This is a genomic window from Nitrospira sp. (genome assembly GCA_030692565.1).
GTDB lineage: Bacteria > Nitrospirota > Nitrospiria > Nitrospirales > Nitrospiraceae > Nitrospira_D.
Map to the genome: position 1 here is coordinate 41,416 of JAUYAO010000041.1, position 14,300 is coordinate 55,715.

At 59.8% G+C, this 14,300-nt stretch carries 12 protein-coding genes; 8 read left to right on the forward strand and 4 right to left on the reverse strand.

Features of this window, described 5'->3' with window-relative positions; all coding sequences use genetic code 11:
• Positions 1–15: 15 nt before the first annotated feature.
• The gene (locus Q8N04_10025) at positions 16–3,708 is read right to left on the reverse strand and encodes an aldo/keto reductase (GenBank protein MDP3091006.1); all 3,693 of its coding nucleotides are present in this window, start codon (positions 3,706–3,708) and stop codon (positions 16–18) included.
• A gap of 472 nt (positions 3,709–4,180) precedes the next feature.
• Here Q8N04_10025 and Q8N04_10030 point away from each other — a divergent pair, with 472 nt between their 5' ends.
• The 4 genes from Q8N04_10030 (at position 4,181) to Q8N04_10045 (ending at position 9,093) form a co-directional block, all read left to right on the forward strand.
• Positions 4,181–5,623: an NAD-dependent malic enzyme gene (locus tag Q8N04_10030; protein ID MDP3091007.1), complete on the forward strand. Its 1,443-nt coding sequence runs from the start codon at positions 4,181–4,183 to the stop codon at positions 5,621–5,623.
• A gap of 91 nt (positions 5,624–5,714) precedes the next feature.
• The gene (locus Q8N04_10035; GenBank protein ID MDP3091008.1) at positions 5,715–6,371 is read left to right on the forward strand and encodes a J domain-containing protein; all 657 of its coding nucleotides are present in this window, start codon (positions 5,715–5,717) and stop codon (positions 6,369–6,371) included.
• Between the two features lie 14 nt (positions 6,372–6,385).
• A complete protein-coding gene (gene rnd / locus Q8N04_10040; protein MDP3091009.1) occupies positions 6,386–7,564 on the forward strand; it encodes a ribonuclease D in 1,179 nt (392 codons plus the stop codon).
• Positions 7,565–7,776: 212 nt separating this feature from the next.
• Entirely contained in the window at positions 7,777–9,093 is a 1,317-nt protein-coding gene (locus Q8N04_10045; GenBank protein MDP3091010.1) for a GGDEF domain-containing protein, read from the forward strand.
• 3 nt (positions 9,094–9,096) lie between these two features.
• Here the strand turns inward: Q8N04_10045 and arsC are convergent, their stop codons facing one another.
• On the reverse strand, positions 9,097–9,447 hold the full coding sequence (gene arsC / locus Q8N04_10050; GenBank protein MDP3091011.1) for an arsenate reductase (glutaredoxin): 351 nt from the start codon (positions 9,445–9,447) through the stop codon (positions 9,097–9,099).
• A 149-nt stretch (positions 9,448–9,596) separates the two neighbouring features.
• Between arsC and Q8N04_10055 the strand changes: the two genes are divergently transcribed.
• The gene (locus tag Q8N04_10055) at positions 9,597–9,911 is read left to right on the forward strand and encodes a hypothetical protein (GenBank protein ID MDP3091012.1); all 315 of its coding nucleotides are present in this window, start codon (positions 9,597–9,599) and stop codon (positions 9,909–9,911) included.
• A 260-nt stretch (positions 9,912–10,171) separates the two neighbouring features.
• On the opposite strand, the gene Q8N04_10060 is transcribed toward Q8N04_10055, so the two are convergent.
• The gene (locus Q8N04_10060; protein ID MDP3091013.1) at positions 10,172–10,561 is read right to left on the reverse strand and encodes a hypothetical protein; all 390 of its coding nucleotides are present in this window, start codon (positions 10,559–10,561) and stop codon (positions 10,172–10,174) included.
• 10 nt (positions 10,562–10,571) lie between these two features.
• The gene (locus Q8N04_10065; GenBank protein MDP3091014.1) at positions 10,572–10,820 is read right to left on the reverse strand and encodes a hypothetical protein; all 249 of its coding nucleotides are present in this window, start codon (positions 10,818–10,820) and stop codon (positions 10,572–10,574) included.
• Positions 10,821–10,968: 148 nt separating this feature from the next.
• On the opposite strand from Q8N04_10065, the gene Q8N04_10070 reads away from it, so the two are divergent.
• The 3 genes from Q8N04_10070 to Q8N04_10080 all read left to right on the forward strand — a co-directional run bounded on the left by Q8N04_10070 (position 10,969) and on the right by Q8N04_10080 (position 14,285).
• Positions 10,969–12,102, forward strand: a complete 1,134-nt coding sequence (locus tag Q8N04_10070; GenBank protein MDP3091015.1) for a citrate synthase — start codon at positions 10,969–10,971, stop codon at positions 12,100–12,102.
• 142 nt (positions 12,103–12,244) lie between these two features.
• The gene (locus Q8N04_10075; GenBank protein MDP3091016.1) at positions 12,245–12,682 is read left to right on the forward strand and encodes an Hsp20/alpha crystallin family protein; all 438 of its coding nucleotides are present in this window, start codon (positions 12,245–12,247) and stop codon (positions 12,680–12,682) included.
• A gap of 166 nt (positions 12,683–12,848) precedes the next feature.
• Positions 12,849–14,285 carry a class II fumarate hydratase gene (locus tag Q8N04_10080; GenBank protein ID MDP3091017.1) on the forward strand — a complete coding sequence of 479 codons (1,437 nt, stop codon included), beginning with the start codon at positions 12,849–12,851 and terminating at the stop codon, positions 14,283–14,285.
• Positions 14,286–14,300: the final 15 nt, after the last annotated feature.

Below are 14,300 nucleotides of genomic sequence, written 5' to 3' on the forward strand. Positions count from 1 at the left end.
CAGCCTGTAGGGAGATTACCCCAAGTCTTTAGGAAAGGCGATAGTCTTGGCGATCTCATAGGCCGTTCGCACCGACTCCAGCGCGGGCCAATGCAGTACCGCTACTGAGTCTTCGACATAGGCCGGCGTCCGCATGCCGTTCAGCACGCTCGTGACGCCTGGCGTGCTGGTCAACACCCAGAGCGCTTTTCGAGAGAGGGATTCGGATCGCCGCCCCTGCGGAAGCGCCGCATCAAGCGCGCTCGCCACCGCCGCGGTCCGTCGACGACTCCGCTCCGTGGCTTCGCGCCGCAATCCCCGCAGCAATGTCAGCAATTCAGGCACATACCGGTCACGCCAGGCCTCCCATTGCTCCGCCGCCGTAAGCGTCCGCGACAAGGCTTGCATTACCTGATTCACGTGCGGCGCAATCATCTGGTGTTCGATCTGTTCCCAATGTTCCAATCCTTGCAGCTGAGGCCTGACGCGGTCCAACTCGTGCGCCCAATTGAAAAATTCAGCCGGGGCTGTGCCCTGGCCGCTCTGCGGAACCGACGGCGCAATCGTGCGGCGATACTCCTCCTCCAGTGCGGCCACGCGCTCCCGTTGCCGGGCAAAATCCACCGGCTGATCCTCCAAGGGGAAGTCGGCAAGACGAAGGATCCCTCCGCCTTGGCCGGGCATCGCGTTGAGCGGACGATTCACCAGCACGGCAACCCCTTCCCGCCGGGCCAGATCGAGCACCGTCTGGACGCCGCCGGCTCCGGTATTTGCCGTCAGCAGCGCACCGGACTCGAAGAGATTCATCGGACACTGCAACCAGCGGAAATGATGCGCCGACTGATTCACCTCGCGCGCTGCGGCGCTCGCCGCATCGAGCATGCGACTCAGCGAGGTGGCTTCGGGATGATCGGCAGACGCGGTCACCGTATTCGACGAGACCCCGTAGTATTGCAGCCGGCCGGCCGCGACTTGCGTTTCGAAATACACGAACGCGCGTTGCAGCCGGTCATAGAAGGCCTCGCGCACGGCCACCACATCGCGTTCCTTCCGATGTGCGGCTTCCGACAAAAAGTATTCCGGATTGTGCAGCAAGCACACATCGAGCGTCGCAAGCTCCAATCGATCGAGCGACAGCGCGAGTTGATCGGCCAGGAATTCCGGGTGGAGGCAGTGCCAAATCCCGTCTCCGTACTTGACCATGTCAGGGTAGGGGCGGCCGGATTTCTCCCGGGCCTCCGCAACCTTCAGATTCTGGCTCTGGACGTAGCCGATTTTGGAGACGACCACGACCTGTTCCCGCGCCAGTTGCCCCGCTTTCACGAGCTCGGACAACACCCCACCCACGAGACGTTCGCTGTCCCCGTCCATATAATTGGTCGACGTGTCGATGAGATTGCAGCCCGCCGCCACGGCCTCCTTGAAGGCCTGCCGATGCTCAGGAGTTTTGGTATCGACGCGGTATGTGCCAAACCCCAGCCGGGACACCGTGAGCCCGGTCGATCCCCCGGCCGTGTATCCATGGGCGAGAGAACCGGACGGGGACACCCCCACCATGTTTGCCGCATAGGCCGCCGTGCCTTGCACCGTCGCATGACCGGAGAGCTGCGCGCCGCGCAGCAACGTCTCCGTTCGATCGGCGGCTGTGCCGGCCCCAGACCGATGGACGCGGAGCGCCTCGGCTACGGCTTGCGGATCAGTGACGGGGCTCTGACAGCTGAAGTTTCGACAGATATACAAAGCAGGCTGCCCGGCAACGACCGACTTTCCTCGCAGTAAGGGGAGCACGGAGCCCGCGTTCGACTCGGTCCACGCGATGATCCGATTGGGGAGATAGACCTCCGCCACCGCTCGATAGAGTGCCCGCGTAGCGGCAGGCTGACTATCGCCGACGAAGGCTAATTCCACCGGACCGTCGGTCAGGAAATCGACCACCGCCAGACTTTTCGCAAAGGCGCGGGGATAACGCGTGATCTGTCTCCCGTAGGCCCGGATCGCGCCGACCGCCGCATCTCGCCAATCCTGCCGGTCGAAATGGCACGCCAACCGTGCCAAGGCCGACGCCGCCACGGCATTCCCGCTGGGTGTCGCCCCATCGGCACCTTCACGGCTGCGAAGAATGAGCGCCTCGTGGTGTTTCGCCGTGGTGAAAAATCCCCCGTTTTCGCCATCGATAAAATCGGACAGGAGCCGATCAGCCAATCCTGCAGCTGCCCGCAGGTAGCTCTCGGAAGCCCCGGCCTCGTAGAGATCGATCAGTCCTTCGGCCAGATAGGCGTAATCTTCCAAATACGCTTCGAGATGAGCCCGGCCTGCGCGCGACGTCCGCAGAAGCCGTCCATCGGAGCGCACATGCGTCTTCAGGAGAAAGTCAGCCGTTTGCATCGCCGCGTCGCGATAACGCGCGTCGCCGAACACCCGGGCCGCTTCCGCCATCGCCGACAACATCATGCCGTTCCATGCCGTCAGAATTTTATCGTCGAGGCCGGGAGGCACACGTTGCAGGCGCGCGCGATAGAGGAGGGGAGTTACCCGGGCAGCGGTCTCCGACAACTCGTCGCTGGTCAGATTGAGTTCCATCGCGACCTCGGACAAAGGCCGCAGGCGATTCGGAATACTGGCATGCTCCCAATTGCCTTTCTCCGTAATGTCGAAGAGCGCGCAATATCGCCGGGCGTCTTCCGGATTCCCCGCTGCGGCTCGCACCTCAGCCGGTTGCCACACGAAGAATTTCCCTTCGACACCTTCGGAGTCCGCATCGGTCGCGGAATAGAACCCGCCGGTCGGCCCGGTCATTTCTCTCAGCACATAGTCCAACACCTCGCAGGCCACGCGCCGATAGTCCGGATTCTTGGTGAGCTGGTAGGCTTCAACATAGACGCGGGCCAACAGCGCATTGTCGTAGAGCATCTTTTCAAAGTGAGGCACGAGCCAGCGCGCATCGGTGGAATAGCGGGCAAATCCGCCGCCGATGTGGTCATAGATGCCCCCTGCCGCCATCATATCGAGCGTCTTCGTCACCATCGCCAACGTGTGCGCGTCGCCGGTTCGCCGATAGCACCGCAGCAACAACGACAGGCCGGCCGCCGGAGGGAACTTCGGGGCTCCGCCGAACCCGCCATAGGTCTTATCGAAATCTTCTGTGAATTGCGTGACGGCGTCATCCAACACGGATGCACTCACAGAAATCGGGGAGGGGATCCGGCCTTCGCCCTTTAACCGCTCCGTCATGTCTTTCGCTTGCGTCCGCACACCCGCCGCATCCTTCTCCCAGTAGTCGGCGATCTTCTTCAGCAACGTGCCGAACCCGGGCCGGCCCCAGCGGTCTTCCGGAGGGAAATAGGTGCCGGCAAAAAATGGCTCTTGATCCGGCGTGAGAAATACGGTCATCGGCCAGCCGCCCTGACCGTTGTTCATGGCCACCGTGGCCGCCATGTAGATCTCATCGAGATCCGGCCGTTCCTCCCGGTCCACTTTGATACAGATAAAGTAGCGATTCATGACGGCGGCAATCGCCTCGTTTTCAAACGACTCCCGCTCCATCACATGGCACCAGTGGCAGGCCGAGTAGCCGATCGACAAGAGGATCGGTTTGTTCAATGACCTGGCGGCGGTCAGCGCCTCCGGGCCCCAGGGATACCAATCCACCGGGTTGGAGGCATGCTGCAGAAGATAGGGACTGGTCTCGGTATGCAGGCGATTCGGCCGGCGATCAGATGTGGATGACATGATTGCACCGTAGCATCGCCGCTTGAGGAGGGTCAACGTCGCGGGAAAGAAAAAAGGCCTACGACCATGAAGATCGTAGGCCTTTTGACATATTCAGTCGGAGGCACACATGGACGACACCTCAATGGTGTCTGTCGATCAGTGACCGCCCTTCTTCTCTTCCTTCTTCTTCTCTTCGCCGGCGAAGGAAGGCGCGCTGAACGTCACTGCAATTGCGACTGCCATGACTGCCATCAACATGCTCTTCATAACTGTTCTCCCCCTGAAAGGTTTTGAAAGTTTGGAATGAGTGCCTGTCACGATCAGGCAAATTTCGTGCACGGTATTCCAAAGATATGGAGAAAGTCAACTCCTTCGGTCAAAAAAATGAGCGCGTCACCCCCGGTCCACTGCCGGCCGAATGAGCCTTACCCTCCGAGGTCCAACAATAGATGTGATAGGCTATCCAATGAGACTTCACGGAGGTGCCTCGATGGCTGAAATCGGCCCCTATTCCAACTATCGGCTCACCGTCAGACTGGAACTGGCCAATACACCCGGAATTTTCGCCCGCGTGGCCGCCTTGCTGGCCGATGAGGGGGCCAATCTCGGCGCCGTCGATATTGTCTCAGCGACCAAAATCCAAATGGTTCGGGATGTTACTTTCGATGTGCACAATGAAGCCCATGGCGAGAAGGTGTTGGCCCGGCTGAGCGCCCTGCCTGACGTGACCGTGCTGTCGGCCTCCGACCGGATATTTCTCCTCCACCTCGGCGGCAAGATTCGCGTCGAAGGCAAAATCCCGATCAACACCAGAAACGTCCTCTCGATGGTCTACACCCCGGGGGTCGGGCGAGTCTCCCAGGCCATTGCACGGGATAAGTCCAAGGTCTATGCGTTCACGAGCAAGAGTAATAGCGTCGCGGTCGTGACGGATGGGTCCGCCGTGTTGGGACTCGGGAACCTCGGCCCCGAAGCGGCCTTGCCGGTGATGGAAGGCAAAGTGATGCTGTTCAAGGAACTGGCCGGGATCGACGCCTGGCCGCTGTGCCTGAATACGCAGGATCCGGACGAGATCGTCCGCATTGTCCAAGGCATTGCGCCGGGATTCGGCGCGATCAATCTGGAAGACATCGGTGCGCCCCGCTGCTTTGACATCGAGCGCCGCTTGAAGGCGTCGCTCGAAATCCCGGTGATGCACGACGATCAGCACGGCACGGCGGTCGTGATTCTCGCCGCCCTGACCAACGCGCTGCTCGTCACAGGAAAACGGATCGAAGAGATCCGCGTCGTCGTCAACGGCCTGGGCGCCGCCGGCACGGCCTGCTGCCGGATGTTATTGGCGGCCGGCGTCTCGCATCTGCTGGGGTGCGACAAAGAAGGCATTATCCTGTCCGGCAACCCGGAAGAACTCCGTGCCTGTCGGACCGACCTGGCGACCTGCCTGACCCGTGAAGCACCGACGGGAACGTTGCGCGATGCGCTGAGAGGCGCCGACGTCTTTATCGGGCTCTCGGTCGGCAATATTCTGACCGCCGAAGACCTTGAGCTGATGGCTCCCGATCGTATCGTCTTTGCCATGGCGAACCCGGATCCGGAAGTATCGCCGGAACTCGCCGCCTCCCATTGTCGAATCTTTGCCACCGGGCGATCCGATTTCCCCAATCAGATCAATAACGCGCTGGCCTTCCCCGGCCTCTTCCGCGGGGCACTCGACGTTCAAGCCAGCCAGATCAATGAGGCCATGAAACTGGCCGCCGCCAAGGCGATTGCCGACGTGATTCCTAAAAGCGCGCTCAGCGAGGACTACATCATTCCCAGCCTCTTCGATAAAACCGTCGTCCCCCAGGTCGCCCGGGCTGTGGCAGCCGCCGCACGCGACAGCGGCGTGGCGCGCAGACGAGCCCAGGGAACGACTGACTCCTTCACCAAATAGGCCGTACTCTCGCTTCTTCCTCTTCAGCGCACAGAGACCCGGTCGCGAGCCGGAAGGACCCTCTACTGGCCGGGAATCACACTGTGCTACAATGCCGCGGCCGGTAGACCGGCCGACCATGCCCTTTACACAAAGCAAATTCATCAAGTTTCAGCAGGGAATGCGCCAGCGGATCGATTCGCTGCGTCTCAAGACCGAAACCAGCCTCGAACTCGCCGTCGATACCATGATGGAATCGCGCGTCGATAGTTTCTTCCGGGTCGAACAAGGGCTGGAAGAAGTCATTCGGTCGCTGATTGAGATCGACGATGAGCTCGGCGTCGTCCGCGATCTCTCCGGCGCCATGCGCCTTGAATCTCGTCTCGAATTTGTCGAAGACCGCTGGGATGAGTTCGACAGTGAGATTCGAGAACGGCCGCGGCGGCGGCGCAAGAAGGTCAGCCTCGCCGACATGCTGAAAGCCGCCAGCGGGAGCGGGGATCTTTCCCAAGGCGGCACCGGCGTCAACAACGCGATGGACGCTTATGCGATCATGGGCGTCGAGTTCGGCAGTTCCCTCGCGGATGTCACCGCCGCATTCAGACAGAAAGCGAAGCAGCTCCATCCCGATTCGAACCACGGCGATCGAAGTTCCGAGCCGGCATTACGCCGAATGCTGGAGGCCTATCAGTTCCTGAAGGAATATCTGAGCTTGAGCAACGTCGAACCGATGCCCCAAGCCGATCACCCCTATCGTCCGACCGAGTAGGAGAGGACATCTACGTGGACTCACAACAATATATTACGACCGCAGACGGGCTTGAACGTTTGTGCGATCACCTGGCCACCGCCTCGCGCCTGGCCCTCGACACGGAATTCGTGGGAGAGGAAAGTTTTGTCCCGCGCCTTGAACTGATTCAGGTGGCCACCGAAAGCCAATCCGCCATCATCGACTTTCCGGCGATCCAGCAGTCTTCGGCACTTCAACCGTTCTGGGACATCGTTCGCAATCCGGACGTGGAGAAAATCGTCCATGCCGGCCGGCAGGACCTCGATCTCTTTGCCACCCACGCAGGCACGATTCCCAAGCCGTTTTTCGACACTCAAATCGCCGCCGCCATGGTGGGGTACGGCGCGCAAGTCGCCTATGCCAACCTGGTCTTGCGCGTCCACGGGAGAAAGCTCGCGAAGGCCCACACCTTCACCAATTGGAGCGCGCGGCCGCTGTCGCCCGATCAACTGGCCTATGCCCTGGAGGATGTGGAATTCCTGCTGGCCATTCACGACCATCTGCGCACGCGCCTCGACAAACTCGGGCGAAGCGAATGGGCGAACGAAGAATTTTCCAGACTGGAAACGGTCGTCGGCGATACACGCCGCGAGCCGCAAGAGCGTTACCAGCGTATCCGCGGTTGGGATAGCTTGAAACCGAAGTCTGCCGCCGTCTTGCGAGAACTGGCCGCCTGGCGCGAGAGCGAAGCCAAACGCCGCAATGTGCCCCGCGGCCGCGTCATGCGAGACGAAGTCCTCCTGCAGCTCGCCCGTCATCCGCCACGATCGGTCGATGAATTGCGCGCCGTACGCGGGCTCCATGGGTCGGAAGCAGACCGGCACGGCGAGACGATCCTGAAAACGATTCACGCCGCCAACGCGCTTCCCGCTTCCGCCTGGCCGGAGGTCCCCAAGGACCGCAAGCCTGAACCGGAATCGACCGGATTGGTGGAGTTACTTCAAGCCGTGATGAAGGCCCAATCCGCCGATCAGGAAATCGCCCCCACCTTGCTCGCGACGACTGCCGATATTCAGGCGCTGGTCGACGCGCGGGCTCAGGGCACCACGCCTGATCTTCCTCTGTTGCGAGGCTGGCGGAGAACCCTGCTGGGAAATCTGTTGCTCCAAGTGTTGAATGGGGAGGTCGCCGTAAAAATCGACTCGACCTCGGGAAGGCTCACCTGGTCTTAGGCTGAACGCCTCAGACCTGCCGCGGCGTCCAATTCAGAACAGCCTGATGGCTGTCACCAGCTGAGAAAGAGGATGACGGCGTCCCGCCAATTCTCGTACTCCTAAAACCTCAGAAGTACGGACGTTTTTCAGGGGACCTCACCCATACATCGGCCTCCGCTGGTACGATTCTCGCTCACTCCTGTTCGGGTTCATGCTGTGAGAACACCCGAATGGCCACCTCAACGTTCAAACGGTCCTGGCAATGGCTCGCTCCCGGAGGACTCGTTCTGCTCTTAGCCATCGGCTTTCTTCGGCCGCACGGCCTCCCGGCATGGGCCCAGGGACCGATCTCTGCATTTCCCGTCATCGTGCTGGGATTCGGCATCGTCTTCGGCTGGTATCTCTCCAGCAGCCGCCTGATCCTGTCCCTCTTGGTCCTCGTCTGCCTCGACCGTGGAATCTTCTGGTTTCCGCCAACCGATGCGAGCCCCGGAGTGCCGGGCCCGGTCCTATTTGCCGTCGCCACATTCCTGACACCGGTGAACTTGCTCGCGCTCTCGCTGGTTAAAGAAGGCAGTGTCTCGAGCTGGAGAGGACTCGTGAGCCTGCTCCTCATTTTGTGTCAGCCCCTGCTTGTCTTGTGGCTCTGTCTGTCCGGGGAAACGAATCTGACCAGCCTGCTGACCACTCCGTTCCAACTTCCGCTCCTACCTCTCTCGACCTCCGAATGGACACCGCTGTCACAACCGGCCGTGCTGGCATTCGCCAGTGCCCTGTTGTTATTGACCGTCAAGTTCCTGCTCTATCACGACCCGCTCGACGGCGGAGCGGGCTGGGCGATCTTGACGACATTCCTCGCCGCTCACGGCATCCAGTATGGGTGGAACCCCACAAATTTCTTCGCTGCCGCCGGCCTGACGCTCTTCCTCTCCCTCGTGCATGCGTCCCACCAACGGACCTATCGCGATGACCTGACCGGCGCCCTTGGCCGCCTGGCCTACGACGAAACGGTAGCGAGACTGGGAGGGAAATACGTGGTGGCCATCGTCGGGGTGGATCAACTCACACAGTATCGGAACCAGTACGGGAAGACCGTCTCGGAACAAGTGCTGCGCCTGGTGGCCCCGAAGATCATGGCAGCGGCAGGGAGAGGAAAAGTCTTTCGGCTTACCGGCGACGAGTTTACCGTGGTGTTCTATTCCAGGACGGCGATGGACACCCTCGCCGCGCTTGAACAGATTCGCAAAGCCGTTGCACAGACGACGCTGCGGCTTCGCAAACAGACGCGCGTCTGGGAAGGCAGCCGCTCGTCCAGATCCGGATCGGCGGACATCGAGCTTCCCGTCACGCTCAGTATTGGCGTCGCAGAACCGACAGCCCCGCACCTCTCACTCACCGTGGTGACAAAAGCCGCCTATCGCGCGCTCTACGAGGCGAAAGGGGAGGGGGGCAACATGCTCAGACGCGGGACCATTCAGATGAATTCGGCTCACACCGCTCCAAACCAGACCGGCCGCATCGTCGCCTATAGTGAATTCGAGCCCTGACCCTCACAGAAGGGTTTTCACCGTCTCCGCCGGTCTGGCCAGAACCGCCCGGTCATCTTTGACCACAAGAGGACGCTGGATCAGGTCCGGATGCTTGACCATCAAATCCAGCAGCGCCTCCTCTGACAGTTCCTTCTTAGCCAGGCCCAGTTCCTTGTAGATATCCTCTTTCGTCCTGAGCACGTCCTTCGGAGAAAGCCCGGCCTGTTTCAAAATCTTCTTCAACTGATCTTTCGTAAACGTCTGCTCATAGTAATTCACCGCCGTAAACGGCGTCCCGCTGTCCTTCAACAGCAGGACTGCTTGTCGGCACGTGGTACATGTCGGCTTATGATAAATCGTGATGTGGGCCATTTTTGCTCCTTATGAAGAAACCTGCCTTGACGCCATTTTTTCTGCTATGGTAGACCATTCCGAGTTGTTACACGTTCACTGCACCACACCATACTATGCCACTCGTCGGAACAAGTTCTTCTGGTCAATTCTCCTGCACCGCGAGCACTGTGCACACACTTCGTGAGCTCCGCACCAAGCGCAAGGGCCAGCCGGTTTTCGTCTTAGGCCACCTGCTGGACAGAAAAGGCCAGGAAGCCACCTTCGAGGTCTTCAATGACCGGATCGCTCTGGTCAAATTCCCGGATGGCGCCGTCATCGGCTACGATCCGCTGGAACTTCTCCTGCCGACGGAAATCGACGACAAGGGTGTGGCCTACTTTGAAATTCGCCCCTGTGTCCAATGCGGCATTCTCTTTCCGCTGACGATTGCCGAGCGAGACGCTGAAACCGAACCCACCGACTGCCTGGGCTGCCGGACCTAAGTCAGACTCACAGTTGCCCCCGCAGGCTGTTCAGAAAGGCCGCTCTTCTCACCCACCCAACCCCAGCGCGCCAAGACGCGCTATTCCGCAAGCAAGGCCGCAGCAAGCGATAAGGCGAGGAGGTACATACCAAGCTTCGCTTGACCCGCTCGCTTCGATCACATGCGAGCGGATAGGCCCTTCGCCTCAAGTCGACTCTTGTATACGTTGAGCCCTTGAGTGAAGCGAGAACGCCGCTGGTGGACTTTATCAACAGCCTGCTAATCGACCAATGGCGCGATCTCCAACGCCTTTTTGAGCAAGCAGTCGCCGGCAAACCCCTGCAGGACCATCGGCAACATACTCCCGTCGACCACCCGAACCGAGGTCACTCGAAAGCCTTCGCCGGACCGCTGACCTTCAAGTCGCATCGCATGACAGATTTCAAGCTTCTTCCAAATCAGATTGCCGACGATGGCCTCTGAGGCCAGCAGTTTGGTATCGGTGACGGTCCCATCGATCGCAATCTTTGCCGAGATTCTCGACTTGTCTCTGGGCGCTTCGCTCACCACCGCGTAGGCCAGCTGATCCTCCTGAGCCTGCACGCTCCCGACGCCCGTCACGATCACTCCCATGAGCACCACCGCCGCGATGACCACAGTCTGTGTCATGCAAGGCCTCCTATTCCGACCGGTTGGGCGATAGATCCACCCCTTTCCCCGGACGGGGATCGATAGGATGCAGAATGCTGGCGCCGATCACCTCATTTTCTTGACGGGGATCGCCATGATTCAGAGTACTGGTGCCGATCACCTTCTGCGGAACCGACGGCGGTGGGGGAGCCGCAACCGCACGATCCCGCATGCGCCAAAACACAATCGCCGCAGGCACCAGGACCAACAAACCCAAAATCAACATCACGCGAAACACAAACGCACCTCATTCCTCCTGCGCGACACACAACTCAACGACAGTATGCCAATCGGCATTTCCCAATTCAAGAATGGCCACCCTCGGATAGTCCGGTCATGATACGATGATTTGAAGTGAGGGATCGGATTCAACAGGGAGATCGACTATGCCGCACGATTTCATGCCCGGCCTGGACGGCGTACCGGCTGCTACCTCTTCCGTCAGCGACGTAGACGGCCAACGGGGAATACTCGAATACCGCGGCATCAGAATCGAAACACTCTGTTCCCAGTCATCTTTCCTCGAAACTTCGTATCTGCTTCTCTTCGGCCGCCTGCCGACGCAAACAGAACTCGCTCGCTGGACCAGCGACATCACCCATCACCGCCGCATCAAGTTTCGCATCAACGACCTCTTGAAGTGCCTGCCTGAAACCGGACATCCGATGGATGCGCTGCAAGCCGCGGTCGCCGCACTCGGCATGTTCTATCCAGGCCGTCAGGTCAAAGACGCGGAAAACAACTATTGGTCGGCAGTACGGCTCATCGCCAAACTTCCGACGATCGTTGCAGCCTGGGCCAGACTTCGGCACGGCAACGACCCGATCCCCCCACAAGACGCACTCGAGTTCTCCGAGAACTTTCTGTACATGCTGACGGACCGCGCGCCGCATCCGCTCTGGAAAGACATCTTTGATGACTGTCTCATCCTCCACGCCGAACATACGATGAACGCGTCGACCTTTACAGGGCTCGTCACGGCTTCGACGCTCGCCGATCCTTATACCGTCGTTGCCTCCTCGATCGGCGCCCTGAAGGGCCCGCTCCATGGCGGAGCGAACGAAGAAGTGATCCACATGCTTCGCGAGATCGGCAGCCCCGAAGGCGCGCAGGCCTACGTGAAGCAGAAGCTGGCGGGCAAGCAAAAGCTCATGGGATTCGGCCATCGTGTCTATAAAGTAAAAGATCCTCGCGCCACGATTCTTCAAGGACTCTGCGAACGGCTCTTTAAAGAAGGCGGGCCGTCGCCCCTCTATGCCGTGGCACAGGAGGTCGAACGAACGGCGGGAGAGGTCCTGCAGGGGAAAGGCATTTACCCCAATGTCGATTTCTATTCCGGCATCCTCTACGACCAGATGAGCATCGACACGGATCTGTTCACGCCGCTCTTTGCCATGGCCCGCGTGTCAGGGTGGCTGGCCCACTGGCTGGAACAGCTGCGGGAGAACAAGCTCTTCCGCCCGGACCAGATTTACTCGGGGGAACACAATCGCCCCTATACCCCCGTGACCCAACGCTAATCGAGCCTCTTCGCGCGTCCCCCCTTGACTCCCTGCACATCGCGATTATCTGTGTGGTTGTAAGCAGAACAGGCGCGGCGCCGGCGTCAGGCACGACGAACACAACACATAATCCGTATGGAGGTATGCCATAACCGCACTGATGCGTTGGGATCCGTTTCGCGAACTCGAAGAGATGTCAGATCGACTGAATCGGATGGTGGCCCGTCCTGCAACCAAAGCCAACGGGAAGGAAGCGTTGACCGTGGCGGACTGGATGCCGACCGTCGATATCAGCGAAACCGCCGGGGAATACGTGATCCAGGCAGAGTTGCCTGAGGTGAAGAAAGACGACGTGAAAGTCACGCTGGAAGAAGGCGTCCTGACTATTCAAGGGCAACGCCGTCAGGAAAAGGATGAGAAGACCACGAAGTATCACCGGATCGAACGGTCCTATGGGACATTCGTCCGGAGCTTCTCACTGCCGGACCAAGTGAACGAGAGCGGGGTGAAAGCCGAATTCAAAGACGGGGTGTTGAATCTGCATATCCCGAAATCGGAAAAGGCTAAGCCGCGGGCCATCGAAGTAAAAGTCGCATAACCCTTCCTGGTATCCGTACCGAGATGAAAGGCCCGCCCAGGCGGGCCTTTCTTTTTCCACCAGCCGGCATCATTCTCTTCCCCTCATACTCTTGAGCTTCTTAGCCGCAACCGTTTAAGATGCGCGCTCCCTTACCCACACGATTGCCTAGCGAGGAGATACACGCATGAAGAAGTCATCAGGAACACAGCCCGCAAACACCCGCATTGAACGCGACACGATGGGCGAATTGGCCGTCCCCTCGGATGCCTACTACGGCGTGCAAACCGCGCGCGCCATCGAGAATTTCCCGATCAGCTCCCTCCGCATGCCGCGGTCGGTGATCCGGGCCATGGGGCTGATCAAGCGCGCCGCTGCCAGTGTCAATCAATCGCTGGGTCTCCTGGACAAGAAACCCGCGGACGCGATCAAGGCGGCGGCCACCGAAGTGGTCGAGGGGAAACTCGACGCCGAATTTCCGGTCGACATTTTCCAAACCGGATCCGGCACCTCCACCAACATGAATACCAACGAAGTGATTTCGAACCGGGCCACCGAGCTTCTCGGCGGCGCACGCGGGAGCAAATTGGTCCACCCGAACGATCACGTCAATTTGGGGCAATCCAGCAACGACGTGATTCCCACGGCGATTCACATCGCCGCAGGGGAGTTGATGCAGCAACAGCTCATTCCGGCCCTGACCCGTTTGCAGAAAGCCCTCGACCGCAAGGCCAAGGAGTTCGACAAGATCGTCAAGATCGGCCGTACCCATTTGCAAGATGCCACACCGGTGCGACTGGGCCAGGAGTTCGGCGGCTATGCGCGCCAGATTGAGCTTGGTATTCAGCGCGTGAAGCGCGCACAAGATGCCCTCAGCGAAGTCGCCCTCGGCGGCACCGCGGTGGGTACCGGACTGAACTGTCATCCAAAATTTTCCTCGAAAGTCATGGCCATCATTTCCAAAGAAACCGGCTGCGCCTTCACAGAAGCCAAGAATCATTTCGAGGCCCAGTCGGCTCAGGATTCGTTGGTTGAAGCCAGCGGGGAGTTGCGGACAGTGACCGTGAGCCTGATGAAGATCGCCAATGATGTGCGCTGGCTCGGCTCAGGCCCGCGCTGCGGGTTGGGAGAAATCAATCTGCCGGAAACGCAGCCAGGCTCGTCGATTATGCCGGGGAAAGTGAACCCCGTGATTGCCGAATCCGTGACGATGGTCTGCGCCCAGGTCATCGGCAACGATGTCACCGTCACGATCGGCGGACAGGCGGCCAACTTCGAATTGATCGTCATGCTGCCGGTCATGGCCTACAATCTCCTGCAATCGATCGAGCTGCTCGCCTCCGTCTCCAATAACTTTGCCGTTAAATGTATCGACGGCATCAAAGCCAATGAAGAGCGCTGCAAGAGTCTGATCGAGGAAAGCCTGGCGATGTGTACGGCGCTCGCGCCGGAAATCGGTTACGAGGCGGCCGCCAAGCTGGCCAAAGATGCCTATAAGTCCGGCAAGACCGTACGCGAAGTCGCGAAGGAGCAGAAAGTGCTCTCCGACAAACGCCTCACCGAATTGCTCGATCCCTGGCGCATGACCATGCCTGGCGGCCCGGTAGGGAGTGCGGGGGGATAAGGGCGGACGGTCAAC

Excerpts from the sequence above, each read along its gene's own strand:
- Q8N04_10030 (MDP3091007.1), top strand. The coding sequence starts at position 4,181 with ATGGCTGAAATCGGCCCCTATTCCAACTATCGGCTCACCGTCAGACTG.
- Q8N04_10070 (MDP3091015.1), top strand. The coding sequence starts at position 10,969 with ATGCCGCACGATTTCATGCCCGGCCTGGACGGCGTACCGGCTGCTACC.
- Q8N04_10035 (MDP3091008.1), top strand. The coding sequence starts at position 5,715 with ATGCCGCGGCCGGTAGACCGGCCGACCATGCCCTTTACACAAAGCAAA.
- Q8N04_10060 (MDP3091013.1), bottom strand. The coding sequence starts at position 10,561 with ATGACACAGACTGTGGTCATCGCGGCGGTGGTGCTCATGGGAGTGATC.
- arsC (MDP3091011.1), bottom strand. The coding sequence starts at position 9,447 with ATGGCCCACATCACGATTTATCATAAGCCGACATGTACCACGTGCCGA.
- Q8N04_10025 (MDP3091006.1), bottom strand. The coding sequence starts at position 3,708 with ATGTCATCCACATCTGATCGCCGGCCGAATCGCCTGCATACCGAGACC.
- Q8N04_10045 (MDP3091010.1), top strand. The coding sequence starts at position 7,777 with ATGGCCACCTCAACGTTCAAACGGTCCTGGCAATGGCTCGCTCCCGGA.
- Q8N04_10075 (MDP3091016.1), top strand. The coding sequence starts at position 12,245 with ATGCGTTGGGATCCGTTTCGCGAACTCGAAGAGATGTCAGATCGACTG.
- Q8N04_10080 (MDP3091017.1), top strand. The coding sequence starts at position 12,849 with ATGAAGAAGTCATCAGGAACACAGCCCGCAAACACCCGCATTGAACGC.